The 25,717-nt window shown below is 66.9% G+C and carries 22 protein-coding genes; 4 read left to right on the forward strand and 18 right to left on the reverse strand.

Annotation, left to right across the window (positions count from 1 at the left end):
- Positions 1-12: 12 nt before the first annotated feature.
- Complete coding sequence (serB, locus tag C3Y15_RS01415) at positions 13-858, forward strand: phosphoserine phosphatase SerB (RefSeq protein ID WP_014723085.1); 846 nt, start codon at positions 13-15, stop codon at positions 856-858.
- A gap of 84 nt (positions 859-942) precedes the next feature.
- Here serB and C3Y15_RS01420 read toward each other — a convergent pair whose 3' ends face one another.
- The 4 genes from C3Y15_RS01420 to rimO form a co-directional block, all read right to left on the reverse strand.
- Entirely contained in the window at positions 943-2,127 is a 1,185-nt protein-coding gene (locus C3Y15_RS01420; RefSeq protein ID WP_124260194.1) for a cystathionine beta-lyase, read from the reverse strand.
- Between the two features lie 109 nt (positions 2,128-2,236).
- Positions 2,237-2,779 carry a hypothetical protein gene (locus C3Y15_RS01425; RefSeq protein ID WP_059735687.1) on the reverse strand — a complete coding sequence of 181 codons (543 nt, stop codon included), beginning with the start codon at positions 2,777-2,779 and terminating at the stop codon, positions 2,237-2,239.
- A gap of 62 nt (positions 2,780-2,841) precedes the next feature.
- Positions 2,842-3,768, reverse strand: a complete 927-nt coding sequence (locus C3Y15_RS01430; RefSeq protein ID WP_124260193.1) for a sugar kinase — start codon at positions 3,766-3,768, stop codon at positions 2,842-2,844.
- Positions 3,769-3,771: 3 nt separating this feature from the next.
- Entirely contained in the window at positions 3,772-5,133 is a 1,362-nt protein-coding gene (rimO, locus tag C3Y15_RS01435) for a 30S ribosomal protein S12 methylthiotransferase RimO (RefSeq protein ID WP_059461775.1), read from the reverse strand.
- A gap of 226 nt (positions 5,134-5,359) precedes the next feature.
- Here rimO and C3Y15_RS01440 point away from each other — a divergent pair, with 226 nt between their 5' ends.
- The gene (locus C3Y15_RS01440) at positions 5,360-5,614 is read left to right on the forward strand and encodes a hypothetical protein (RefSeq protein ID WP_034193171.1); all 255 of its coding nucleotides are present in this window, start codon (positions 5,360-5,362) and stop codon (positions 5,612-5,614) included.
- An 82-nt stretch (positions 5,615-5,696) separates the two neighbouring features.
- On the opposite strand, the gene phaR is transcribed toward C3Y15_RS01440, so the two are convergent.
- From phaR to C3Y15_RS01470, 6 genes are all read right to left on the reverse strand, one after another.
- Entirely contained in the window at positions 5,697-6,263 is a 567-nt protein-coding gene (phaR, locus tag C3Y15_RS01445; protein WP_011884945.1) for a polyhydroxyalkanoate synthesis repressor PhaR, read from the reverse strand.
- A gap of 118 nt (positions 6,264-6,381) precedes the next feature.
- Entirely contained in the window at positions 6,382-7,122 is a 741-nt protein-coding gene (locus C3Y15_RS01450) for a 3-ketoacyl-ACP reductase (protein WP_011884946.1), read from the reverse strand.
- 120 nt (positions 7,123-7,242) lie between these two features.
- Positions 7,243-8,424: an acetyl-CoA C-acetyltransferase gene (locus tag C3Y15_RS01455; RefSeq protein ID WP_041493836.1), complete on the reverse strand. Its 1,182-nt coding sequence runs from the start codon at positions 8,422-8,424 to the stop codon at positions 7,243-7,245.
- Positions 8,425-8,523: 99 nt separating this feature from the next.
- Positions 8,524-10,398 carry a class I poly(R)-hydroxyalkanoic acid synthase gene (gene phaC, locus C3Y15_RS01460; protein WP_124259649.1) on the reverse strand — a complete coding sequence of 625 codons (1,875 nt, stop codon included), beginning with the start codon at positions 10,396-10,398 and terminating at the stop codon, positions 8,524-8,526.
- A gap of 365 nt (positions 10,399-10,763) precedes the next feature.
- Positions 10,764-11,603, reverse strand: a complete 840-nt coding sequence (gene pgeF, locus C3Y15_RS01465) for a peptidoglycan editing factor PgeF (RefSeq protein WP_011884949.1) — start codon at positions 11,601-11,603, stop codon at positions 10,764-10,766.
- 6 nt (positions 11,604-11,609) lie between these two features.
- The gene (locus tag C3Y15_RS01470; protein WP_034195412.1) at positions 11,610-12,815 is read right to left on the reverse strand and encodes an RluA family pseudouridine synthase; all 1,206 of its coding nucleotides are present in this window, start codon (positions 12,813-12,815) and stop codon (positions 11,610-11,612) included.
- A 41-nt stretch (positions 12,816-12,856) separates the two neighbouring features.
- Here C3Y15_RS01470 and C3Y15_RS01475 point away from each other — a divergent pair, with 41 nt between their 5' ends.
- A complete protein-coding gene (locus C3Y15_RS01475) occupies positions 12,857-13,681 on the forward strand; it encodes an outer membrane protein assembly factor BamD (RefSeq protein WP_011884951.1) in 825 nt (274 codons plus the stop codon).
- Positions 13,682-13,763: 82 nt separating this feature from the next.
- Here the strand turns inward: C3Y15_RS01475 and C3Y15_RS01480 are convergent, their stop codons facing one another.
- From C3Y15_RS01480 to C3Y15_RS01490, 3 genes are all read right to left on the reverse strand, one after another.
- Entirely contained in the window at positions 13,764-16,013 is a 2,250-nt protein-coding gene (locus C3Y15_RS01480) for an ATP-dependent DNA helicase (RefSeq protein ID WP_059991394.1), read from the reverse strand.
- A gap of 55 nt (positions 16,014-16,068) precedes the next feature.
- Positions 16,069-16,284 carry a YdcH family protein gene (locus C3Y15_RS01485; RefSeq protein WP_011884953.1) on the reverse strand — a complete coding sequence of 72 codons (216 nt, stop codon included), beginning with the start codon at positions 16,282-16,284 and terminating at the stop codon, positions 16,069-16,071.
- A gap of 77 nt (positions 16,285-16,361) precedes the next feature.
- Positions 16,362-17,114, reverse strand: a complete 753-nt coding sequence (locus tag C3Y15_RS01490) for a hypothetical protein (protein WP_124259648.1) — start codon at positions 17,112-17,114, stop codon at positions 16,362-16,364.
- 160 nt (positions 17,115-17,274) lie between these two features.
- On the opposite strand from C3Y15_RS01490, the gene C3Y15_RS01495 reads away from it, so the two are divergent.
- The gene (locus C3Y15_RS01495; RefSeq protein ID WP_034195410.1) at positions 17,275-19,602 is read left to right on the forward strand and encodes a Tex family protein; all 2,328 of its coding nucleotides are present in this window, start codon (positions 17,275-17,277) and stop codon (positions 19,600-19,602) included.
- A gap of 388 nt (positions 19,603-19,990) precedes the next feature.
- Here the strand turns inward: C3Y15_RS01495 and C3Y15_RS01500 are convergent, their stop codons facing one another.
- From C3Y15_RS01500 to C3Y15_RS01525, 5 genes are all read right to left on the reverse strand, one after another.
- The gene (locus C3Y15_RS01500; RefSeq protein WP_011884956.1) at positions 19,991-21,904 is read right to left on the reverse strand and encodes a potassium transporter Kup; all 1,914 of its coding nucleotides are present in this window, start codon (positions 21,902-21,904) and stop codon (positions 19,991-19,993) included.
- Positions 21,905-22,200: 296 nt separating this feature from the next.
- Positions 22,201-22,797, reverse strand: coding sequence for a phosphoribosyltransferase (locus tag C3Y15_RS01510; protein WP_014723093.1), 597 nt, complete (start codon positions 22,795-22,797; stop codon positions 22,201-22,203).
- 7 nt (positions 22,798-22,804) lie between these two features.
- Positions 22,805-24,151: an adenylosuccinate synthase gene (locus C3Y15_RS01515; protein ID WP_011884958.1), complete on the reverse strand. Its 1,347-nt coding sequence runs from the start codon at positions 24,149-24,151 to the stop codon at positions 22,805-22,807.
- A 113-nt stretch (positions 24,152-24,264) separates the two neighbouring features.
- Positions 24,265-25,413: an ATP phosphoribosyltransferase regulatory subunit gene (locus tag C3Y15_RS01520; protein ID WP_011884959.1), complete on the reverse strand. Its 1,149-nt coding sequence runs from the start codon at positions 25,411-25,413 to the stop codon at positions 24,265-24,267.
- A gap of 106 nt (positions 25,414-25,519) precedes the next feature.
- Positions 25,520-25,711 carry a DUF2065 domain-containing protein gene (locus C3Y15_RS01525; protein WP_011884960.1) on the reverse strand — a complete coding sequence of 64 codons (192 nt, stop codon included), beginning with the start codon at positions 25,709-25,711 and terminating at the stop codon, positions 25,520-25,522.
- Positions 25,712-25,717 lie beyond the last annotated feature (6 nt).

Raw genomic sequence — 25,717 nt, forward strand, 5'->3', positions numbered from 1 at the left:
AATCATTCCGTCATGACCCACAACCTCGTCATCCAGAGTCTCGCGCCGCTGTCGGACGCCCATCACAAACCGCTGCTCGCGCTGTCGCGCGGCACCCGCATCGTGCAGACCGACGATCACGCGCTGCGCATCGAAAACGCGAATCCCGCGCAGCGGCTCGATATCGACGCGTACTGCGGCACGCACGCGCTCGACTTCGGCTTCGTCGATGCCGGGCGCACGCTCGGCGATTTCGGGCTCGTCGTGATGGACATGGATTCGACGCTGATCACGATCGAATGCATCGACGAGATCGCCGACTTCTGCGGGCTGAAAACGCAGGTCGCGGAGATCACCGAAGCGTCGATGCGCGGCGAGATCCGCGACTTCAACGAGAGCCTGACGCGCCGCGTCGCGCTGCTCGCCGGGCTCGACGCGCATGCGCTCGAGCGCGTGTACGAAGAACGGCTGCAACTGTCGCCGGGCGCCGAGACGATGCTCGCCGGCGTGAAGGCCGCGGGCCTGAAAACGTTGCTCGTGTCGGGCGGCTTCACGTTCTTCACCGAACGCCTGAAGGCGCGCCTCGGCCTCGACTACGCGCATGCGAACACGCTCGAGATCGTCGACGGCAAGCTGACCGGCAAGGTGCTCGGCGAGATCGTCAACGCCGACGTGAAGGCGCGCTTGCTGCGCGAGACCTGCGCGTCGCTCGGCCTCGAGCCCGGTCGCGCGATCGCGATGGGCGACGGGTCGAACGACCTCAAGATGATGTCCGAGGCCGGGCTGTCGGTTGCGTTCCATGCGAAGCCCGTGGTGCGCGAGGCGGCGACCGTCGCGTTCGATCACGTCGGGCTGGACGGGCTGCTGCGGCTGTTCTGAGCGGCACGCGGCAGAAACGAAAACGCCGGCGCGATACTCGATCGCGCCGGCGTTTCGTTTTCCGCGCCGGTTGCTGCGGCTGCGTCAGCTGCCGAGCGTTGTCTGCATCGCGCGCTCGATGTCCGCGCGCAGATCGCCTTCGTCCTCCAGGCCGACGTAGAACCGCACGAGCGTGCCGCGATGCGGCCAGTTCGTGCGCATCGACGCGACGTCGTAAGGCATCGCAAGACTGCACGCGCCGCCCCAGCTCCAGCCGATCGCGAACAGCTCGAGCGCTTCGACGAAACGATCGATCTGCGCGCTGTCGTAGCGTTCGTCGAACACCACCGAGAACAGCCCGCCGGCGCCGGTGAAGTCGCGCATGAACGACGCGTGCCCCGGGCAATCGGGCAATTGCGGATGCAGGACGGTCGCGATCTCCGGGCGCGTCTTCAGCCATTGCGCGAGCGCGAGCGCGCTCTTGCCGTGTGCGTCGAAGCGCACCTGCAGGCTCGGCAGGCTGCGCAGCACGAGCGAACAATCGTCGACCGACACGCCGATCCCGCAGCGCATCCGCGCGAGCTTCAGCTGCGCGTGCAGCTCGGCGTTCGCGGTGATCGTCGCGCCCATCAGCACGTCGCTGCCGCCCGATTGATACTTGGTCAGCGCCTGCACGGAAATGTCGACGCCATGCTCGAACGGCTTGAACGCGAGCCCGGCCGAATAGGTGTTGTCGATCGCGGTGACGATGCCGCGCGCGCGCGCCACCGACGTGATCGCGCTCACGTCGGGCACTTCCATCGTCACCGAGCCCGGCGCCTCGATCCAGATCAGCCGCGTGTTCGGCTGGATCAGATCGGCGATCCCCGCGCCGACGAGCGGATCGTAGAAGCGCGCGCTGATGCCGAAGTCCTTCGCGAGCCAGTTGCCCAGATCGGCGTTCGGGCCGTAGACGTTGTGCGGGATCAGCACGTCGTCGCCCGCCTTGACGACGCCGAAATAGACGTTGGTGATCGACGCGAGGCCCGACGGCTGCAGCAACGCGTGCGTGCCGCCCTCGATCTCGGCGAGCCGCTGCGCGAGCGCGAGCGAGGTCGGCGTCGCGTGCAGCCCGTAGCGCCACTGGTTGTCGTCGTGCCAGACGAGCGCGCGCATCGTCGCGAGATCGGGGAACACGACCGTCGACGCGCGCGCGACCGGCGGCACGAACGAACGGAAGCCGTCCGGAATGACATCGTCGGGTTGAACGATACGGGTCTGGAGGGCGCGCTTCGGATTGGATGCAGTCATGTCGGCAGGCCGGTAAGAGGCTCGGTTGCGAAAGATGTCGCTAGGGTAGTCAAATTCGCCGCGCTTGGCCCGATACAATGCGCGCCGCGCGCGCCGAGCCAGCGGGTGCTCAGTCGTCGGTACGCAGGTTGACGACGCCGCCGACGGTCTCGATTTCCTGCACGCGGCCGTCGCGCACCTGCAGCGCCGCACGCGCGCCGGGCGCGGCGCGCAGCACGACCGGTTGCGGGTCCGATTCGTCGGCGTTCATCCGGTCGGCCTTCAGGTCGCCGGTCGCATCGAAGCGGCCGACCCATACTCCGGTGATGTTGGTGCCGTCGTTCGATTCCTCGACTTCGAGCGTGTCGCCGTCGCGATCGCCGGCGAGCAGGATCACTTCGCCCGTATCGACGAACTGGTATTCGCCGTGCACGCCCTCCTCGTCCGTCTTCGGGCCGAGATGCGCGACGATCGGGCGGTCGCCGAGCATGCCTTCGTAGCGCGGCAGGCGCGCGAATTCGGGATTTGGCCGCAGCGGCCGCGCGGGCGCCCCTTCGTCCATCTGCATGCCGGGCGCGACCGCCTGCGCGACGACCGCGCGCGGCAGCGCGAGGCTCGCCGCAAGCACGCCGGCCAGCGCCAGCGTCCGTTGCCATTGCTTGTATTGCCGCACGTTGTGTTGCTCCCTTCCTTCAGATTCGCTCGAAAATCGCGGCCGTAGCCCGGCCATCGACGTCAGCCCTGCAGCAAGCGTTCGACCGCGTCGCGATGCGGAATCGGCGCGACCGCGCCGTAGCCGGTCGTCGACAGCGCCGCCGCTGCGTTCGCATAACGCGCGGCGGCGAACGGATCGTCGCCCGCGACGATCCGCGCGACGAACGCACCGCCGAAGCAATCGCCGGCGCCCGTCGCATCGACGGCCTCGACCGCGAAGCCCGGCACCACGCGCCGTTCGCTTGGCGTCGCCACATACGCGCCTTCGCGGCCGAGCTTCAGCGCGACGATCTGCGGCCCGAGTTCGAGCATCGCGTCGACGATCGCGTCGCGATCGTTCGCGCCGGTGAGCGCGGCGACGTCATCCCAGCTCGGCAGGCAGATGTCGGTGTGGCACAGCGCTTCGCGGATCACCGCGCGGGCGCGCGACAGCGGCCACAGTTTCAGGCGCAGGTTCGTGTCGAAGCTGATCAGCGCGCCGTTGCTGCGCGCGTGGACGATCGCCGCGAACGCCGCATCGCATGCGGCCGTGCTGATCGCCACGCTGATGCCCGACAGGTGCACGGCCTTCGCGGCGGCCAGCGCATCGAGCGGCAGGTCGGCCGCCGTATAGCGGCTCGCCGCGGAGCCCGCGCGCAGGTAATCGAACTGATGGCCGTCAGGCCCATGCGTGACAAAGTAGACGCCGGTGGGCGCGCTGCGGTCGACGCGCACGTAGCGCGTGTCGACGTGCTCGTCTGCCCACATCCCGGCCAGCAGGCGGCCGAACGGATCGTCGCCGATCGCCGACACGAAGCCGGTCGACGCGCCCTGGCGCGCCGCGGCGATGCAGAAGTTCGACGTGTCGCCGCCGAAACCCTGCAGGAATTCCGGACGGCCCGGCTGCGACTGATTGAATTCGATCATCGCTTCGCCGAGCGCGAGTATCTCCGGAACCGCAGCGCTCATCGCCTAGACCTCGCCCCACAGATCGTGGCCGTCCGCGCCGGTGATCTTCACCGACACGAAATCGCCGACCTTGTAGCGCTTCGATGCCTTCGCCGCCGGCTCGACGTAGACGACGCCGTCGATCTCCGGCGCATCCGCCGCCGTGCGGCCGATGCCGCCCTCGTTGCCGACTTCGTCGATCAGCACCTTCAGCGTCTTGCCGACCTTGCGCTGCATGCGCCGCGCCGACACTTCCTCGGCCACTTCCATGAAGCGCGCGCGGCGCTCCTCGCGCACGTCGTCCGGCAGCGCGCCGTCGAGCTCGTTGGCGGTTGCGCCTTCGACCGGCGAATACGCGAAGCAGCCGACGCGGTCGAGCTCCGCTTCACGGATGAAGTCGAGCAGCGTTTCGAACTGCGCTTCCGTCTCGCCGGGGAAGCCGGCGATGAACGTGCTGCGGATGGTCAGATCCGGACAGATCTCGCGCCACTTCTGCACGCGCTCGAGCACCTTCTCGGCGTTGGCCGGGCGCTTCATGCGCTTGAGCACGTCCGGATGCGCATGCTGGAACGGCACGTCGAGATACGGCAGCACGTGGCCCTTGAACGGGCCTTCGGCCATCAGCGGAATCACTTCGTCGACGCTCGGATACGGATACACGTAGTGCAGGCGCACCCACGCGCCGTACTGGGCGGCGAGTTCGCCGAGCGCGGCGACGAGGTCGGTCATGCGGGTCTTGATCGGCTTGCCGTTCCAGAAGCCCATGCGGTACTTCACGTCGACGCCGTACGCGCTCGTGTCCTGGGAGATCACGAGCAATTCCTTCACGCCCGACTTGAACAGGTTCTCGGCTTCGAGCATCACTTCGGCGACCGGACGCGACACGAGATCGCCGCGCATCGACGGGATGATGCAGAACGTGCAGCGGTGGTTGCAGCCTTCCGAGATCTTCAGATACGCGTAGTGGCGCGGCGTGAGCTTGATGCCGGCGGCCGGCACGAGATCGACGAACGGGTCGTGCGGCTTCGGCAGATGCGAATGCACGGCCTGCATCACTTCGCCGACCGCGTGCGGGCCGGTGACGGCGAGCACCTTCGGATGGACTTCCTCGATCAGGTTGGAGCCGCTCGCGCTCGACTTCGCGCCGAGGCAGCCGGTGACGATCACCTTGCCGTTCTCGGTCAGCGCCTCGCCGATCGCGTCGAGGCTTTCCTGCACGGCTTCGTCGATGAAACCGCAGGTGTTGACGACGACGAGATCGGCGCCGTCGTAGGTGCCGGAGATTTCATAACCTTCGGCGCGCAGCTGCGTGATGATTTGCTCGGAGTCGACGAGGGCTTTCGGACAACCGAGCGACACGAAGCCTACTTTGGGGGACTGGGACATCTGGAATGTGGGGGCGTGGCGGCAAAAGCGAGAGTTTACAGCGATTTAGAGGTGAGCGAGACAAAACCGGCGGCAGCGCACCGCCCGCAGTGGCCCCAAAATGCGTGCCCCGCAAATGCGACACGCCGCCGAGGCTCGCGTTCCCGCCCACACCGAAGCGCTCCGCCGCCCCGCCCTCATGCGAAAATCGCAGCGTCCGCTTTTTTACTTTCCCAACGGAATCCGCATGACCACGCACATCACGATCGAATTCACCGAGCACGCCGCCGAAACCATCGGTGAACAGACCAGCACGAGCTTTTCGTACGATCAGGGCGCACAGGTGCCGCAACCCGGCGACTTCGTCGAGCTGGAGAATTCGCGGCAGACGTTTCTCGTGATCGGCCGCGTGTTTTCGCTGAAGGCGAACTACAGCGCGGTGAAACTCGTGCTCGATCTGCCGCCGTCGGACGACGATCAGGACCTCGATATCGCCCTGTGAGCAAAACCGGCACGGCGTGCCGGCCTTGCGCCGACCCGCCGCTGCACGCTGAACGTTGCACGCCGCCGCGCAGGCGACGGCCTTACTTCTTTTCCGGCTCCGGCGCGCCCGGCTGCTTGAACGGGAACGTGCTGAACATCGACTTCGCCTGGTTCTGCATCTGCTCCTGCATCTGCACGAACATGTTCTTCGACTGCTCGATGTAGCTCGTCATCATCCCCTGCATCATCGGCGCCTGCATGTTCATGAACTGCGACCAGACCTCCGGATTCATCGCGTTGCCTTCGTAGAGGTTCTTCGATTGATCCGCGAGCTTGTGCTGGATGTCGATGAAGGCCTGGATGTTCTTTTCCAGGTACGTGCCCATCATCCCCTGCATCGCGTGACCGTAGAAACGGATGATCTGCGACAGCATCGACGACGAGAACATCGGCACGCCGCCGCTCTCCTCTTCGAGGATGATCTGCAGCAGGATGCTGCGCGTCAGGTCTTCGTTGGATTTCGCATCGACGACCTTGAAGTCCTCCTGTTCCAGCACGAGCTGCTTGACGTCGGTCAGCGTGATGTACGTGCTCGTCTCGGTATCGTAGAGCCGGCGGTTCGGGTACTTCTTGATGAGCCGCTCGGCCGTCTTCTTTGTAGTAGTCATGTAACGCCTTTGAGTGCAGCGTAGCGCAAGTGACGAATCCCCGCCGCCCGAAGCCGGGTGGCGGGGGCCTTCGGAAGGGCCCGGCTGCGCGGCCATCCGGCCCGCGCAGCCGGCCCGTTCAGCCCATGTGCAGGCCGCCGTTCAGCGAGAAGTCGGCGCCGGTCGCGAAACCGGAGTCGTTCGACGCGAGCCACGCGACGATCGAGCCGATTTCCTCCGGCGCGCCGAGACGGCGCACCGGAATCGTCGCGACGATCTTCTCCAGTACGTCCGGACGGATCGCCTTGACCATGTCGGTGCCAATGTAGCCGGGCGACACGGTATTGACCGTCACGCCCTTCGTTGCAACTTCCTGTGCGAGCGCCATCGTGAAGCCGTGAATGCCGGCCTTCGCGGTCGAATAGTTGGTCTGGCCGAATTGCCCCTTCTGGCCGTTCACCGACGAAATGTTGACGATGCGGCCCCAGCCGCGCTCGACCATCCCGTCGATCACCTGTTTCGTCACGTTGAACAGGCTCGTCAGATTGGTGTCGATCACGGCCGTCCAGTCTTCGTGCGTCATCTTGCGGAACACGACGTCGCGCGTGATGCCCGCGTTGTTGACCAACACGTCGACCTCGCCGACTTCGGCCTTGACCTTGTCGAACGCTGCCTTGGTCGAGTCCCAGTCGCCGACGTTACCTTCAGACGCGATGAAATCGTAGCCGAGTGCCTTCTGTTCCTCGAGCCATTTCACCCGGCGCGGCGAGTTCGGGCCGCAACCCGCAACCACCTTGAAGCCGTCTTTCGACAGACGCTGGCAAATACTGGTGCCGATGCCGCCCATGCCGCCTGTTACGTACGCAATTCGCTGAGACATAAATCTCTCTCCATTTTTAGATTCGAGAGCTGCAGAAGGCCCCTCTGACTTTCACGTGACGCCGGCCGATTGCGGCTTCGGCCGGCGCCCGGATCGGTTCGGCCGATTACGGACGACCGCTTACGCGCGCTCCACCGCGAGCGCCACGCCCATCCCGCCGCCGATACACAGCGACGCCAGCCCGCGCTTCGCATCGCGCTTGACCATCTCGTGCAGCAGCGTCACCAGAATCCGGCAGCCCGAGGCGCCGATCGGGTGACCGATCGCGATCGCGCCGCCGTTCACGTTCACCTTCGACGTGTCCCAGCCCATCTGCTTGTGCACCGCCAGCGCCTGCGCCGCGAACGCCTCGTTGATTTCCATCAGGTCCAGATCGCCCGGCGTCCAGCCCGCGCGCTCCAGGCAGCGCCGCGACGCCGGCACCGGCCCCATGCCCATCACGCTCGGATCCACGCCCGCGTTCGCGTACGCCTTGATGCGCGCCAGCGGCGTGAGCCCCAGCGACTGCGCCTTCTGCGCCGACATCACCAGCACCGCCGCCGCGCCGTCGTTCAGCCCCGACGCGTTCGCCGCCGTCACCGAGCCGTCCTTCGCGAACGCCGGCTTCAGCCCCGCCAACGATTCCGCCGTCACGCCGTGACGCACGAACTCGTCGGTCGCGAACTGCAGCGGCTCGCCCTTGCGCTGCGGAATCGACACCGGCACGATTTCGTCGGCGAAGCGGCCGGCCTTCTGCGCGGCTTCCGCCTTGTTCTGCGACAGCGCCGCGAACGCGTCCTGCTCCTCGCGCGTGATCCCGTATTCCTTCGCGACGTTCTCCGCCGTGATGCCCATGTGGTACTGGTTGTACACGTCCCACAGCCCGTCGACGATCATCGTGTCGACCAGCTTCGCATCGCCCATCCGGAACCCGTCACGCGAGCCCGGCAGTACGTGCGGCGCCGCGCTCATGTTCTCCTGGCCGCCCGCGATCACGATCTCCGCGTCGCCCGCCGCGATCGCGTTCGCCGCCAGCATCACCGCCTTCAGGCCCGAGCCGCACACCTTGTTGATCGTCATGCCCGGCACCGCCGTCGGCAGCCCGGCCTTGATCAGCGACTGACGCGCCGGGTTCTGCCCCGAGCCCGCCGCCAGCACCTGGCCCATGATCACTTCGCTCACTTGATCGGGCTGCACGCCTGCGCGCTCCAGCACCGCGCGAATCACCGTCGCGCCCAGCTCCGGTGCCGCAACCTTCGCGAGCGAACCACCGAATTTGCCGACCGCGGTCCGCGCGGCCGATACGATCACTACGTCCGTCATTTCCGTTTCCTCCGGGCCCGCACGACACGGCGCGTCGCCACCGACCCTGTTAAAAAAACTGTTATGCGCCGAACAGCGTGCGCCGCTGCCCGGCTTTCGTCAATCGCGCTGCAACACGTAGCGGCCCGGCGCCGGCTCGATCACCGGAAACTGCGCGGAGCCCGGCTGCGCCGGCGGCGCCACCTTGCGGCCGCCGTACTGGTCGAGCCATTCCACCCAGGTGGTCCACCAGCTGCCCGGCTGCTCGGTCGCGCCCGCGAACCAGTCGTCCGCGGCTTCGGGCAGATCGCCGTCGTTGACCCAGTAGCTGCGCTTCTTCTTCGCCGGCGGATTGATCACGCCGGCAATGTGGCCCGATGCGCCGAGCACGAACTTCAGCGGGCCCGTCAGGATCGACGTCGATGCGTAGGCCGTCTGCCACGGCACGATGTGGTCCTCGCGCGAGCCGTAGATGAAGGTCGGCACGTCGATGCGCGACAGGTCGACGGGCTCGCCGCAAACCGTCAGTGCGTTCGGCTCGCGGAGCTTGTTCTCGAGGTAGGTATTGCGCAGATACCACGCGTACATCGGCCCGGGCAGGCTCGTCGAGTCGCTGTTCCAGTACAGCAGGTCGAACGCGGCCGGCGTGCGGCCCTTCAGGTAGCTGTCGACGACGTAGTTCCACACCAGATCGTTCGGCCGCAGGAACGAGAACGTGTTGGCGAACTCGACGCCGCGCATCAGCCCCGGCGCCGTGCCGTTCTTGCCGCCGATGGTCTGCTCGCGCATCTGCACGTGCGCCTCGTCGACGAACACGTCGAGGATGCCGGTGTCGGTGAAGTCGAGCATCGCGGTCAGCAGCGTCATCGACGCGGCCGGATGTTCGCCGCGCGCCGCGAGCACCGCCAGCGCCGTCGCGAGCATCGTGCCGCCGACGCAGAAGCCGAGCGTGTTGATCTGCTCGCGGCCGCTCACCTGCTGCACGGCGTCGATCGCCGCGAGCAGCCCTTCGTTCATGTAGTCGTCCCAGGTCTTGTGCGCAACCGACGCATCGGCGTTGCGCCACGACACGAGGAACACCTGGTGGCCGCTCGACAGCGCATGCGCGACGAGCGAGTTCTCGGGCTGCAGGTCGAGGATGTAGAACTTGTTGATGCACGGCGGCACGATCAGCAACGGCCGCTCGAATACCTTGTCCGCCTTCGCGTTGTACTGGATCAGCTGGATCAGGTCGTTCTCGTAGACCACCGCGCCTTCGGTGCAGCCGAGATTCTTGCCGACCACGAACTGCGATTCGTCGGTCTGGGAGATCTTGCCGCGCTGCATGTCGCCGAGCAGATTCATCATCCCCTGACGCAGACTTTCGCCCTGTGTGTCGAGGATCGATTTCTGCGCATCGGGATTGAGCGCGAGGAAGTTGCTCGGTGCGGCGGCGGCCGTCCATTGCTGGACCGCGAAACGGATGCGCTCGCGCGTTTTCGGATCGGTCTCGAGCGCGTCGGCCAGCTCCTGCAGATAACGCGCATTGAGCAGATACCACGCCGCCGCGAACGCGTGCGCGGGCGACGCCTTCCATGCGTCGCCGCTGAAGCGGCGGTCTTTCAACTCGGGAGATTCGAGCTTCGCGGCGCTCGCCTGCTGCATCAGCGTGATGCAGTCGCGCGCGTAGTCGGCCTGCAGTTTCTGGAGCCGCTCCGGCGGGATCGCGGCGACCGGCAGCTTCAGCCCCGCGAACGGCGAAGCGAAATTGCCGAGGCCCGCGAGGTCGGGCATCGCCGGCATCTGGAACGGAAGCGCTGTCGGGAACTGGAATGCGGCGAACGGATTCGCCGCGCTCGCCGCGGTGGCCGCGCGCGCCGGATCGGCAAAACCGCGCCATGCATTCAACCACGACTCGAACATCTGCTGCATCGGCTGGGCAGCCTGATCGAAGCCCGTACTGCCCGCGGAAGTGCCCGCCTGAGCGGACGTCGACGAATTTTTCGATGCTGTCATTACCTGCCTTACCGGTGATTCGTGAGCGTCAATCGTGAAATCCTGCTCGCGCGCGGCATGCCGGCTGCGAGCCGGGCCGTCATGCTCTGGAGAGGCGTCTCCAGATTCTGCCGCAGTGCGGTATTTTTATCATTATCGTTTTCCCCATGTGAAGCGCCACATCAAAGGACCGAACATTTCTGCCCGGAGATAATCGTCGCGCGACAGGCAGGACAAGGCTTGCGCGGAAACATAAAACATTTTCGGTGACTCGCGTTTGCGATTATTCATTCCAGTGTGCATGCCGCGCCGCATTGCGTCGGTAATATCGAGACAAACCGATTTTGCGGCGCAACACGCGGCGCGCGCAAGTGCGCGACCCGGTGTCAATCGGACAGCCAGATCGCTGCGGCCATCCGCCCGGTCACACGATCGCGCCGATAGGAATAGAAGCGCGTGCGTTCGGCGACCGTGCAGGCGGTTCCGCCGCTGACGCGCACGACGCCTGCGCGCGCGAGCCGCACGCGCGCCAGCGCGGGCAGATCGGCGAGGTACTTGCCGGGCGCGCCGTCGATCGCGACGAACGCTTGCCGCGTGTCATCATGCTCCGACTGCGCAGCCGTGTCGAGAAACGCGTCGCGCACCTCGGCGCCCACTTCGAACGCATGCGGACCGATCGACGGGCCGAGGTAGGCGTGGAGTTCACCGGCCGCGCCGCCCGCGAGCGCCGCGACGCGGGCCGCCGTCTGCTCGACGATGCCCGCGGCCAGCCCGCGCCAGCCGGCATGGGCCACGCCCACCGCGCGGCCCAGCGCGTCGCACAGCAGCACCGGCATGCAGTCGGCGACCATCACGACACACATCACGCCCGCGCGATCCGTCACGCTCGCGTCGGCCTGCACGGGCGCGCTCGTGTGCTGCGTGGCGTCGATCACCTCGTCCGCGCGCACGATCCGCGCGCCGTGGACCTGCTCGAGCCACGCCGCCTGCGACTGCCCCGCGAGCGCGAGCAGACGCGCGCGGTTCTCGGCGACGTGCGCCGGCTCGTCACCCGTGTGCAGGCCGAGATTCATCCCGCCCGGCAACGCGGCGCCCGCCTGCCACCGCCCGTACGGGCCTTCGCTCACGCCGCCGTCGCGCGTGGTGATCAGCGCGCGCACGCGCGGCGCCACCTGCCAGTCGGGCCGCACGCAGTCGTGCCATGTCAACGGCGCCAGATTCGTCATCGGCACTCACTCCTCCTCGTCGTCCTGATACGACTCATCGTCGTGATATTCGCCGCCGAAGTCGTCATCGTCGTATATGCCGTCGTCGTCGAACTCGTCGTCGCCCTGCCCGAAGCCGAGTGCGGCGACCAGCTCGTTCATGTCGTCCGGCAACGGGCAGCGCCACTGCATCGTCTTGCCCGTGACCGGATGCACGAGACCGAGCCGCCATGCGTGCAGCGCCTGACGTGCGAAGCCGTTCGGCAGCGGCGTGACCGAGCGCTTGCCGCGTGCGCGCCCGTAGACCGGATCGCCGAGCAACGGATGGCCCGCATGCGAGCAGTGCACACGGATCTGGTGCGTGCGGCCGGTTTCGAGGTCGCACTGGATCGCCGACACCGGCTGACGTTGCCACACGCATGTGTCAACCGTGCGGAAATGGGTGCGTGCGGGCTTGCCCGACGCGCCGGTGACGACCGCCATGCGCGTGCGCTCGCGCGGATCGCGCCCGATCGGCGCGTCGATCGTGCCTTCCTCGGGCATGGTGCCCCACACGAGCGCGAAGTAGCGACGCTTCACCGTGCGCGCCTGCAGCTGGCGCACGAGATCCGTCTGCGCGGCGAGCGTGCGGGCGACCACCATCAGCCCCGACGTTTCCTTGTCGAGCCGGTGGACGATGCCCGCCCGCGGCAGGCCGGCCGCCGCGTCGCCGTAGCGGTGCAGCAAGCCGTTCAGCAGCGTGCCGCTCCAGTTGCCGGCGGCCGGATGGACGACGAGGCCGGCCGGCTTGTTGATGACGACGAGCGCGTCGTCCTCGTAGATCACGTCGAGCGGCACCGGCTCCGCGGCGAACGCGAGCTGTTCCGGAAGCAGATCGGGCACGAGCTCGATCTTCGCGCCGAGCGGCACGGGCTGGCGGATCTTCGCCGGCGCGCCGTCGATCAGCACGCGCTGAGCCTCGATCCAGCTCTGCAGACGGCTGCGCGAGAATTCGGGAAACAACTGCGCGAGCGCCTTGTCGAGGCGCTCGCCGGCGAGCGACAGCGGCACTTCGACGACGCGCGGCGCAGCGTCGGCCGCCGCCGACGGGCCGGCAGCCGGCTGCAACGCAGCGGCGGGCAGATCGTCAGCGACGGAATCCCCCGATGCAGCGTCGGCGGGCCGGGCGCTTGGGCTATAATCTTCGCGATCTGACTTGCCCCGCGGGGCATTCTGCGAACTTGAACGGGTCATTTAGACTGGGTCACCGAGACTTGAAGCTAGGACATGCGAGCATGATGAATTCGACCAAACGTACGGCCAAAACCGTCGCCGCCCGAGCTGCGGCGGTAGCGGCCGCGGCCCTCATCGCCGGCTGCCACGGCTTGCCGCAGAAGCAGGACGAGACGGCTACCTGGTCGAACAACAAATTATACTCAGAGGCCCAGGACGCACTGTCCGGCGGCGACTGGGGCAAATGCGCGAAATATTTCGAATCGCTGCAAGGCCGCGATCCGTTCGGCCATTTCGCGCAACAGGCGCAGATCAACGTCGCGTACTGCAACTGGAAGGACAACGAAGCGGCCGCCGCCGATCAGGCCGTCGACCGCTTCATCCAGCTTCACCCCGATCACCCGGACATCCCGTACGCGTACTACCTGAAGGGGATGATCCACTTCAACGACGATCTCGGGCTGTTCGGCCGCTTCTCCGGCCAGGACATGAGCGAGCGCGACCCGCAGGCGCTGCGCGAGTCGTACGATGCGTTCAAGGTCGTCGTCGACCGCTATCCGAAGAGCAAATACGCGCCCGACGCCGCCGCGCGGATGCGCTACATCGTCAACGCGCTGGCGTCGCACGAAGTGCATGCGGCCGATTACTACTATCGGCGCGGCGCGTACGTCGCGGCGATCAACCGCGCGCAGCTCGCGATCAAGGACTACAAGGGCGCGCCGGCGATCGAGGACGCGCTGCACATCATGGTCCTGTCGTACGGCAAGCTGAACCAGCCGCAGCTCGCGGAAGATACGAAGCGCGTGCTCGCAGGAACGTTCCCGGACAGCCCGTACATCACCGGCCATTCACGCCCCGGCGCGAAGCGGTCGTGGTGGCAGTTCTGAGCGTCGCTCGCCGCAGCAACAAAAAACCCGGCCATCGAGCCGGGTTTTTTGTTGCCGACGCCCGTGCAGCGGGGCGCCTCGATCACGCGCCTTTTCCGGCGCGATGATCGTCGAAGAAGTCCTGCACGACCGCGATCTCGCGCGTGCGCTTGAACGGCGGCAGGCTCTGCCAGATCCGACGGCCGTAAGGCTTGTCCACGAGCCGCGTGTCGCAGATCATCAGCACGCCGCGGTCGGTTTCGGCACGGATCAGGCGGCCGGCGCCCTGCTTCAGCGTAATCACCGCCTGCGGCAGCTGATGCACGGCGAACGGGCTGAGGCCCTTCTTGGTCAGCGCGTCGAGCCGCGCAGCCAGCACCGGATCGTCGGGCGGCGCGAACGGCAGCTTGTCGATCACGACGAGCGACAGCGCATCGCCGCGCACGTCCACGCCTTCCCAGAAACTCTGGCTACCGACCAGGATCGCATTGCCGTACGCACGAAAGCGATCGAGCAGCTCGGTCCGGCTCGCGTCGCCCTGCACCAGCAGCGGCGTCTTCCAGCCGCGCGACTCGATCACGTCGCGCAGCTTCGATGCGATCCGGTCGACCGCGCGCAGCGTCGTGCACAGCATGAACACGCCGCCGCCCGACGCCTCGATCGCCGGCAGCGCCGCGTCGAACACCGCGTCGGTGAATCCGGGCGACGACGGTTGCGGCAGGTTGCGCGGCACGTACAGCAGCCCCTGCGTCTGATAGTCGAACGGGCTCGCGAGCGTCATCGAGCGGCGCGAGCTGAGCCCCATCTGCGCCGCGTAGTGCGTGAAGTCGCCGCGCACGGACAGCGTCGCCGACGTGAACACCCATGCGCGCGGCACGCCGGCGCGCTGCTTCGCGAAAATCGGCGCGACCGACAGCGGCGTCTCGTGCAACTGGACCGTATGCGCGAACACTTCGACCCAGCGCACCTTCTCGTTCGGGTCGTCGGCAGCCCCGTCGTTGCCGGCCGCTCGCGCGTCGGCATCCGCTGCCGCCTGCGCGGCGCCGGGCGCGACCCAGCCCGCCAGCAGCGCCTGCAGTTCGCGCGCGCGCCGCAGGCATGCGCCGAGCGATTCTGCACGCTCGGCCTGCCCCGCGAGCGCCGAGGCGAGCGCATCGAGTGCGACCTCGAGCGCGTCGAGCGCGGCGAACATCGGGTGATCGTCACCGAGCTGCGCGAGCGACATGCGCACGATCTGATCGTTCGCGAACGCGAGCCGCAGATCGCGCGCGGCACGCTCCAGATCGCCGCCGAGCTTCACCCACTCGACCGCATCGCGCGCATGGCTCAAGCCCTCGGCGACGGTATCGCGCGCCAGTTCGAGGATCTGCGTGGTCGACAGCGTCTCGCCGAAAAACAGCGTGGCCGTCTCCGGCAACTGGTGCGCTTCGTCGAAGATCACCGTGTTCGCGTTCGGCAGCAGTTCGGCCATCCCGGTGTCGCGCAGCATGATGTCCGCGAAGAACAGGTGATGGTTGACCACGACGATGTCGGCCTGCTGCGCTTCGCGACGCGCCTGCATCACGAAGCACTCCTTGTAATGCGGGCACTCCTGGCCGAGGCAGTTGTCGCGCGTCGACGTGACCATCGACCACACGGGCGCCGTCTCCGGCACGCTCGCGAGCTCGGCCTTGTCGCCGCTCTTCGTCACCTTCGCGAAACGGACGATCTCCTGCAGATACGCGGTGTCCTGCCGCGACGGCAGGCGGCCGTTGTCGGCGGTGCGCTGCAGGTAGTAATGGCACAGGTAGTTGGCGCGGCCCTTGAGCATCGCGACCGTCACGGGCACCGCCAGCGCGTTGCGCACGGTCGGGATGTCGCGCTGGAACAGCTGGTCCTGCAAGTGCTTCGTGCCGGTCGACACGATCACCTTGCCGCCCCACAGCATCGCGGGCACCAGGTAGGCGTAGGTCTTGCCGGTGCCGGTGCCGGCCTCGACGATCAGCGTGTTGTCCGCGGCGTCGCTGTCGGCCTCGGCCGCGGCGTCGTCCGCGCCGGCTTGCGCTGCCTTGTCAGCGGCGCCTTCGCCGAGGCGGCGCGCCGGCCGCTTGCGGGTTTCGAAGATTTCCGGATCGGGCATCCGACGCGCGGACGCCTCCATCGCCGACGCCACCGCCCGCGCCATCTCGATCTGGGACTGGCGCGGATGATAGCCGTCGAGCGCGCGCGCGAGCAGCCCGTCGGCGCCGAAGATCGTATCGAGCTCGTCGACGCGCTTGCGGCTCAGCTCGAACGTGCCTGCGGGCGCGCGGGCGCGCCCGGCGGACGACGTGTCACGCCGGGCATCGGGATTGGCTTCAAGCGGTGAGTTCAAGGCAAGCGTTCCTGTGTCCAGCGCCCGGGCGGCGCCGGCGCTTGCCAGGCCGCGCTCAGGCGCGCTTATCCGGTTCCAGCTGCGATTGCAGCAAAATGATTTTGTCCTTGGCCGCCAGCTTTTCCTTCTTCAGGCGGTGCAACGTGACGTCGTCGATGTCGGAGTGTCCTTCCTTCAGCTCGATCTCCCGAGCGAGCTGCCGATGCTGCTCCTGCAGTGCAGCCAAACGGTTGTGCAATTCCTGCTGCTGTTCCGTGGGACGGTTTTGCATATGCGCCTCCTCATCGAAGCAGCGCGCCGGCTGGCGTGCCGGCACGCACGAGACTGACTCCGGTTCAATCCAACACGTTACTGCCCCAGCTGTTGCTTCTGCTTGGCCTTCTCGGCCGCTTCCTGCTGACGCCGCGCGACATCGGCCTTGTGCTCGGCGGCTTCGCGCTGCTTCTGCTCATAGCGCGTCGCGTTGTCCGCGCGCTCCTGCGCCTTCTGCGCGGCCTGCTGATGCGCCTGGTCGAGCTTGCGCTGGAAATCCGCCTGCTTCTGGTCGTATGCCTGCTTGCTCGCCGCATGCTGCGGCGCCTCCGCACCGCGCTGCGCCTGCTTCAGTGCATTCTGCTCCTGCTTGTCGCGGAACGCGGCCGCGTTCGCCGCGTCGGTCGCCGCGCGCTGCGGCGCCTCAGCCGCGTTCTGCGCCTGCTTCAGCGCCTGCTGCTGGTCGCGCTGCTGCGCCCGTACCGCGCGCTGCTCGTCGTCGAGCGCGAGCTGCTCCTGGCGGATGCTCGCCCGCTCCTCGCGCATCCGGTCGCGCGCATTGCCGAGACAGTGATTGACGAAGAACTTGCTGTAGCAATCGTGCTCCGCCACCGCATAACGATAATCGTTTTCTGCGGAGCGCTGATTGAGCACTTTTTGACGGGCGTCGAAATCCTGCGTGGCGGAAGCGGCGACGGGCGCGGCGGCTGCGAGATCCGGCGCGGCTGCGCCCGACGCCTGCGCATACGCGGCGGCAGACCCGCCGGACAAAGCGGCGGCCAGCGCTGCGCCGAGCGCGACGAGAGAAATGCGGGAAGTTGGCAACGTCGTAGGAAAGCTGCGGGACATGGGTCAAATTCTATCACCGCCCGGCTGGACGCTCCGCCATTTATGGCAAAATGCCCCGCTTCACTCACCCGCGGCATCGGTCCGGCGGGCCCGTGTTGCAGGCCGCCAGCACGGCCTGCCGGCCCGCGCCGCGATTTCAGCCAGGCAGATCATCCACGACATGACGGAAACCGTAGCACTCAAGATCGTACAGCGCATCGCCACCGAACTGTCCGTCCAGCCGCGCCAGGTCGCGGCGGCGGTGCAACTCCTCGACGAAGGCTCGACCGTTCCGTTCATTGCCCGGTACCGCAAGGAAGTGACGGGCAATCTGGACGACACGCAACTGCGCCAGCTCGAGGAACGCCTGCTGTATCTGCGCGAGCTCGAGGATCGCCGCGCGACGATCCTGGCGAGCATCGACGAACAGGGCAAGCTGACCGACGAGCTGCGCGCCGCGATCGACGCGGCCGACAGCAAGCAGGTGCTCGAAGATCTCTATCTGCCGTACAAGCCGAAGCGCCGCACGCGCGCGCAGATCGCCCGCGAAGCTGGCCTCGAGCCGCTCGCGCACGCGCTGCTCGCGAACCCGCTGCTCGATCCGCAGACGGAAGCCGCCGCATACGTCGACGCCGACAAGGGCGTCGCCGACGTCAAGGCGGCGCTCGACGGCGCACGCGACATCCTGTCCGAGCAATTCGGCGAAACGGCCGAGCTGCTCGGCAAGCTGCGCGATTACCTGCATAGCCAGGGCGTCGTGTCGTCGGCCGTCGTCGAGGGCAAGGAAAACGAGGAAGGCGAGAAGTTCCGCGACTACTACGACTACTCGGAAACGCTCCGCACCGTGCCGTCGCACCGCGCGCTCGCACTGTTCCGCGGCCGCAACGCCGGCGTGCTGACCGTGAAGCTCGGCCTCGGCGACGAACTCGATGCGCAGGTTCCGCACCCGGGCGAAGCGATGATCGCGCGCCATTTCGGCATCGCGAACCAGAACCGGCCGGCCGACAAATGGCTGTCCGACGTATGCCGCTGGTGCTGGCGCGTCAAGGTGCAGCCGCATATCGAGAACGAGCTGCTCACGCAACTGCGCGAGACGGCCGAAGCCGAGGCGATCCGCGTGTTCGCGCGCAACCTGAAGGATCTGCTGCTCGCCGCGCCGGCCGGCCCGAAGGCCGTGATCGGCCTCGACCCCGGTCTGCGCACGGGCGTGAAGGTCGCCGTCGTCGATCGCACCGGCAAGCTGCTCGCAACCGACACGATCTACCCGCACGAGCCGCGCCGCGACTGGGACGGCTCGCTCGCGAAGCTCGCGCGCATCGCCGCGCAGACGCAAGCGGAGCTGATCAGCATCGGCAACGGCACCGCTTCGCGCGAAACCGACAAGCTCGCGAGCGAACTGATCGCCAAGCATCCGGAATTGCGCTTGCAGAAGATCGTCGTATCGGAGGCCGGTGCGTCGGTGTACTCGGCGTCCGAGCTGGCCGCAAAGGAATTCCCGGACCTCGACGTGTCGCTGCGCGGCGCCGTGTCGATCGCGCGGCGCCTGCAGGACCCGCTCGCCGAACTCGTGAAGATCGAGCCGAAGGCGATCGGCGTCGGCCAGTACCAGCACGACGTGAACCAGCGCGAACTGGCCCGCTCGCTCGACGCGGTGGTCGAGGACTGCGTGAACGCGGTCGGCGTCGACGCGAATACCGCGTCGGTCGCGCTGCTCGCGCGCGTGTCGGGCCTGAATGCGACGCTCGCCCGCAACATCGTCGACTTCCGCGACGCGAACGGCCCGTTCCCGTCGCGCGACCACCTGCGCAAGGTGCCGCGTCTCGGCGACAAGACCTTCGAACAGGCAGCCGGCTTCCTGCGCATCAACGGCGGCGAGAATCCGCTCGATCGCTCGTCGGTGCACCCGGAGGCCTACCCGGTCGTCGAGCGGATTCTCGCGAAGATCAACAAGCGCATCGACGACGTGCTGGGCAGTCGCGACGCGCTGTCGGGCCTGTCGCCGGCTGAATTCGTCGACGAGCGCTTCGGCTTGCCGACCGTGCGCGACATTCTGTCCGAGCTGGAAAAGCCGGGGCGCGATCCACGGCCCGAATTCAAGACCGCCACGTTCCGCGACGGCGTCGAGAAGGTGTCCGACCTGATGCCCGGCATGCTGCTCGAAGGTGTCGTGACCAACGTCGCCGCGTTCGGTGCGTTCGTGGACATCGGCGTGCATCAGGACGGCCTCGTCCACGTGTCCGCGATGTCGACGAAATTCATCAAGGACCCGCACGAAGTCGTGAAGGCCGGTCAGGTCGTCAAGGTCAAGGTGCTCGACGTCGACGTGAAGCGCCAGCGCATCGCACTGACGATGCGCCTGGACGACGAAGCTGCCGCCCCCGGCGGCGGCGCGCCGCGCGGCGGCCAGGACCGCGGCAGCGCCGGCCGCGGCGCGGCCCGCCCGCAACGCTCGCGCGAGCCGGAGCCGGCCGGCGCGATGGCTGCGGCGTTCGCGAAGCTGAAGCGCTGAGCGCGCGCTCGCCCGCGGGCGAGCGCAACGACCGCCGTTGCGGCGTCGTGCCGCTCGGCTCGATCACGACGCCTTCCGCCCTACCGGCCGCATACTCGACGGCCCGATCGCATCTGCGATCGGGCCGTTTTACATTGATGAGCGATTCGAGATGTCGGCGAAGCCGCTGCGGGACGCCGCGCAGCGTGGAACAGGTCAGCTCGTGCTGAACGGGAGGAAGCGGATGTCGTCGATTGGATGCGCTCGGCGTCGAGCCTGACGACCACGCGGCCCAGCCATCATCGGCTCAAAACGCAACGCGCCGCCCCGCGCCTTCGCCAAAACAAAAATGCCGTTCAGTTTTTCAACTGAACGGCACGATTGCCGAAAGCGCAGCACGCGCCGCCGGTTAGATCTCGATCTTGGTGCCGAGCTCGACGACGCGGTTCGCCGGAATCGAGAAGAAGTCGGTCGGCTTCGCCGCGTTCTGGTGCATCCACGCGAACACGCGCTCGCGCCAGATCGACATGCCGGGCAGATGCGTCGGCACGACCGTCTCGCGCGCGAGGAAGAACGACGTGTCCATCAGCTCGAACGTCATGTCGTGCGTGCGGCCGAATTCCTCGAGCACGGCCTTCACGTCCGGCGTCTCGTTGAAGCCGTACTCGGCCTTGACGATATAGAGGCCGCCGCCCGCATCGCGCGAGCTGAGGCGCTTGTCGTCGCGCACGTACGGAATATCGCGCGTGACGAACGTGAGGAAAATGGTCCGCTCGTGCAGCACCTTGTTGTGCTTCAGGTTGTGCAGCAGGCTGACCGGCACGAGCTTGTCGTTGCCCGTCAGGTAGATGGCGGTGCCCGACACACGATGCGGCGGGTGCGCGAGCAGCCCCTGCAGGAACGGCTCGAGCGGAATGCCGTCGGCAGCCGTGCGCTCCTTGACGATGTGGCGGCCCTTGTACCAGGTCATCAGCAGGAAGAACAGCAGCGCGCCAATGCCGAGCGGGAGCCAGCCGCCCTGCGCGACCTTCAGCAGGTTCGCGCCGAAAAAGCCGAGGTCGACCGCGAGGAACACGGCGATGATCGCGCCGACCAGCAGCCGGTTCCAGTTCCACACCCGTACCATCACGACGGCCGCGAGCACGGTGGTGATCACCATCGTCGCCGTCACCGCGATCCCGTACGCGGCCGCGAGATTGTCTGAGCTCTTGAAGCCGATCACGATGCAGAGGATCACCGCCAGCAGCAGCCAGTTGACGACCGGCACGTAGATCTGACCGATCGCCAGCTCGGACGTATGCAGCACCTTCATGCGCGGCACGTAGCCGAGCTGGATCGCCTGCGACGTCAGCGAATACGCACCCGAGATCACGGCCTGCGATGCGATGACGGTCGCGACCGTCGACAGCACGACGAGCGGCAGCAGCGCCCACTCCGGCGCCATCAGGAAGAACGGATTCTCGATGGCCTTCGGGTTCTGCATCAGCAGCGCGCCCTGGCCGAAGTAGTTGAGCACCAGCGACGGCATCACGAGCCCGTACGCGGCCAGGCGAATCGGTTTTGCACCGAAGTGGCCCATGTCGGCGTACAGCGCTTCGGCGCCGGTCAGCACCAGCACGACCGAACCCAGCACCACGTATGCCTGGAGCAGATGGTCGGCCATGAACGACGCCGCGTAATACGGGTTGATCGCCGCGACGATGCCCGGCACGCGCGAGATGTGATAGACGCCCAGCGCCGCGATCGCGACGAACCACAGCACCATGATCGGCCCGAACAGCTTGCCGACCATCGCGGTGCCGTGGCGCTGGATCCAGAACAGCGCGATCAGGATCACGATCGTGATCGGCAACACGAGGTGGGACAGATGCGGCGTCGCGATCTCGAGCCCTTCGACCGCCGACATCACCGAGATCGCCGGTGTGATCACGGCATCGCCGTAGAACATGCATGCGCCGAAGATCCCGAGCGCCATCAGCGCGCCGGCCACTCGCGTCTTCGAGTCGAGCGGCCGCAGCGACAGCGCCATCAGCGCGAGCACGCCGCCTTCCCCGTTGTTGTCGGCGCGCATCACGAACAGCAGGTACTTGATGCCGACCACGAGCACGATCGCCCAGAACAACAATGAGATCACGCCGAGGATCGAGCTCTCGGTCAGCGGAATGCCGTGGGCGGGGCTGAACGCCTCCTTCAGCGAATACAGCGGGCTCGTGCCGATGTCGCCGAACACGACGCCGATAGCCGCTATCGCGAGCGCCTGCATCGAGTGTTGGTGCGTCGAATGCGCGTGGGCTGCGTCGGTCGCCTGGGTCGTGTCGTTCATATGAAGCTTGATAATCGGTCCGGGTCGGACGAAACGAGCGCTATTCTACTCGCGCCCCTCTGAAACACCGTCCTGCCTTGTTGCCCTGAAACCACGTGAGTCACGCCGCGCATGCATTCCTGCGCAAGCTGTGGCAGGGCTGCCATCATAGCCGCGGCCGCGCCATCTGCCTACCGGCGGCGTCCGGCTGCCGTGGCCGCGGTGCCGATCGTGCCGATCGTGCGGGGCGAATCGCGAACAAAAAAACGGCGCCGCAAGCGGCGCCGTGCAAGGCTGTCGGTCGGACGACCGGACGCTTACGCGCCCGAACCGTCGCGCTGCGCGCGACCGCGTTTGATCCATGCCTCGAGGTTGTGCGGACGAACGGTGTCCCACTCCTCGAACGGCTGATGAATCCACGGATTCGTCGGCAGGTACTGCGTGTGATAGTCGGGCTTGACCTTCGAGCAACCCTTGTACCAGAGCACGGCCGAGCGCACGGCCGTCACGGCCGGATAGCGCTCCTTCAGATGCTCCTGCACACGCGCGAGCGTCACGCCGGAATCGACGAGATCGTCGACCAGCAGCACGTTGCCCGCGAGATGGCCGCGTGTCATCGTGATGTACTGCGCGATGTCGAGCTCGCCCTGCTCGGTGCCGGCAGCTTCCCGATACGAACTCGTCGCGAGGATCGCGAGCGGCACGTCATAGATGCGCGACAGCTGGTCGCCCACGCGCAGACCGCCGCGCGCGAGGCACAGGATCTGGTCGAACTTCCAGCCCGATTCGTGAACCTTGAGCGCCAGCAGCTCGATCAGGCGGTGGTACTCGTCCCAGCCTACCCAGAGGTTCTTGTCGTCGTTGCGCGGATCGGTCATCAAGTCTGCCGCCGTCATCGTCATTTGCTGCGTCATCTGCGAATTACACCTTGAACGGATGACGGAGCAGGATCGTTTCGTCGCGGTCCGGCCCCGTCGAAATCATGTCGACCGGCACGCCGGCCACTTCCTGCACGCGGCTCAAGTAGGCGCGCGCGTTGGCCGGCAGCGCATCCCACGTCTTGATGCCGACGGTGCTTTCCTTCCAGCCGGCGAACGTTTCGTACACCGGCTCGCAGCGTGCGACGTCGGCTGCGCCGCGCGGCAGGATGTCCGCGTCCTTGCCGTCGATCTTGTAGCCGACGCACAGCTTCACTTCGTCGAGACCGTCGAGCACGTCGAGCTTCGTCATGCACAGGCCCGACACGCCGTTGATCTGGATCGAGCGGCGCAGCGCCGCCGCGTCGAGCCAGCCGGTGCGGCGGGGACGGCCGGTGACCGAACCAAATTCCTTGCCGACGTTAGCGAGCGTGATGCCGACCTGATCCTGGCGCTGCGGGTTGTCGGCGTCGTACAGCTCGCTCGGGAACGGGCCCGAGCCGACGCGCGTGCAGTACGCCTTCGTGATGCCGAGGATGTAGTTCAGCTTTTGCGGACCGACACCGGCGCCGGCCGATGCCGCGCCCGCGACGCAGTTGCTCGACGTGACGAAAGGATAGGTGCCGTGGTCGATGTCGAGCAGCGTGCCCTGCGCGCCTTCGAACAGCAGGTTCTGACCGGCGTTGTTCGCGTCGTACAGACGGCGCGACACGTCGGCCACCATCGGCTTCAGACGATCGGCGTAGCCAAGCATCGTGTCGAGCGTGGCCTGGAAATCGACTGCTGCGCCGCCCAGGTACTGGGTCAGCACGAAGTTGTGGAAATCGAGGTTTTCGCGCAGACGGTCGGCGAAGGTCTTCGGATCGAACAGATCCTGCACGCGCAGCGCGCGGCGGCCGACCTTGTCTTCGTACGCCGGGCCGATACCGCGGCCCGTCGTGCCGATCTTGCCCGCGCCCTTGCGCGCTTCGCGCGCCTGGTCGATCGCGATGTGGTACGGCAGAATCAGCGTGGTCGCTTCGGAGATGAACAGGCGGTCGCGCACGTTGACGCCGGCCTCTTCCAGCTCGCCGATTTCCTTGAACAGTGCCTCGGGGGACAGCACGACGCCGTTGCCGATGAAGCAGGCAACGCCTTCACGCATGATGCCCGACGGAATGAGGCGCAAGATGGTCTTCTTGCCGCCGATGATGAGGGTGTGGCCGGCGTTGTGACCGCCCTGGAAACGCACGACGCCCTGAGCGTGGTCCGTCAGCCAGTCGACGATCTTGCCCTTGCCTTCATCACCCCATTGCGTTCCCACGACGACGACGTTGCGCCCGGGAGTCACGTTCACTGCGCTGGCAGACATGTTGATTCGTTAGCTGGTTAAAAACGTATTCTACCTATGTTCGCGGGCGATTCCGAATTTTTCCGTTTCGCTTCAACGATATGCACGCCGAACGACGGCCCGCGAACGCCTGTTTAACGGGGCTCGACCACCCATGCGCCCGCACGTTCGACGAGCGAACGGTCGCATGCGAACTCGTCGAGCACGTGGTCGTGACCGGGCAGTGCCTGGATCACGACCTCGCCCGCATCGCGCAGCGCGGCGACGGCCGCGCTGAGTGCATCGTCCTGCGCCCAGGGCGCGAGAATCGCGGTGCCGCGCGCCTCGACCGGGGAAATCCGCGCGAGCTCGCGCAGGTCGAGCGAGAAACCCGTCGCCGGGCGCGCCCGGCCGTATGCCTGACCCACGTGGTCGTAGCGGCCGCCGCGCGCGATCGCGTTGGGCACGCCGTCGATGTAAGCGGTAAACATTGCGCCGCTGTGGTACGCATAGCCGCGCAGATCGGCGAGATCGACGGCGACTTCGACGCCCTTCGCGCTCGCCGCGAGCTGCGCGAGATCGTCCAGCGCGCGCGTGATTTCCGGCAGCACGGGCAGCCGCGCCCGCGCCTCGTCGAGCACGCTCGCGTCGCCGTACAGGTGCGGCAGCGCGCGCAACGCCGCGCGCGTGTCGGCGCCGAGATCGTCGGTCAGCTCATGCAGCAGCGGCACATCCTTGCCCGACAGCGCGTCGTACAGCGCTTCGCCGCGCGCGGCGGCCTGCGCATCGCGCGCGAGCAGCGCCGCGAGCACGCCCGCATGGCAAAGGTCCAGACGAATCCGCGACAGCCCCGCGAGATGCAGCGCGTCGAGCATCAGCTGCTGGATCTCCAGGTCGGCTTCCAGCCCCGCATGCCCGTAGATTTCGGCGCCGATCTGGATCTGCTCGCGCGTCGCGTGCAGACCGCGCGGGCGCGTGTGCATCACGTGGCCGGCGTAGCAGAGGCGCGTGACGCCCTGGCGGTTCAGCAGGTGCGCGTCGATCCGCGCGACCTGCGGCGTGATGTCGGCGCGCAGACCGAGCGTGCGGCCCGACAGCTGATCGACCAGCTTGAAGGTGCGCAGCCGCAGGTCGGCGCCGCCGCTCGTCAGCAGCGACTCGAGGTACTCGAGCAGCGGCGGCATCACCATTTCGTAGCCGTAAGAACGGAAGCGGTCGAGCAGCCTGCGGCGCAGCTCCTCGATCTTGCGCGCTTCCGACGGCAGTACGTCGGCGATATTCTCGGGAAGTAACCAGGTCGACATCGGTACGGTCCTACGACGGGAAACAGCGCGACTTTGCGCGCCGCGAGATGAATCGGAAATGGGAAATCGAAATCGGGCGGAACGAACGGCCGGTGCGCCGTCCGGTTCAGGTGGCGAACAGCAGCAGGACGAGCCCGAGCGCCATCACGATGAGCCCGCCGATCCGGATATGATGCGGCGGCCGCTCCGCTATTCTACGAAACGTGTCGCGCCATGCGACGGGAAACACGAAAGGGAACGCTCCCTCGATAATCAGCATCAGTGCTACCGCGAGCAACAACGAGCCAGCCAGATCCATGCGAGC

It is taken from the genome of Burkholderia sp. B10, from assembly GCF_004368385.1.
In the GTDB taxonomy this organism is placed as follows: Bacteria; Pseudomonadota; Gammaproteobacteria; order Burkholderiales; family Burkholderiaceae; genus Burkholderia; species Burkholderia vietnamiensis.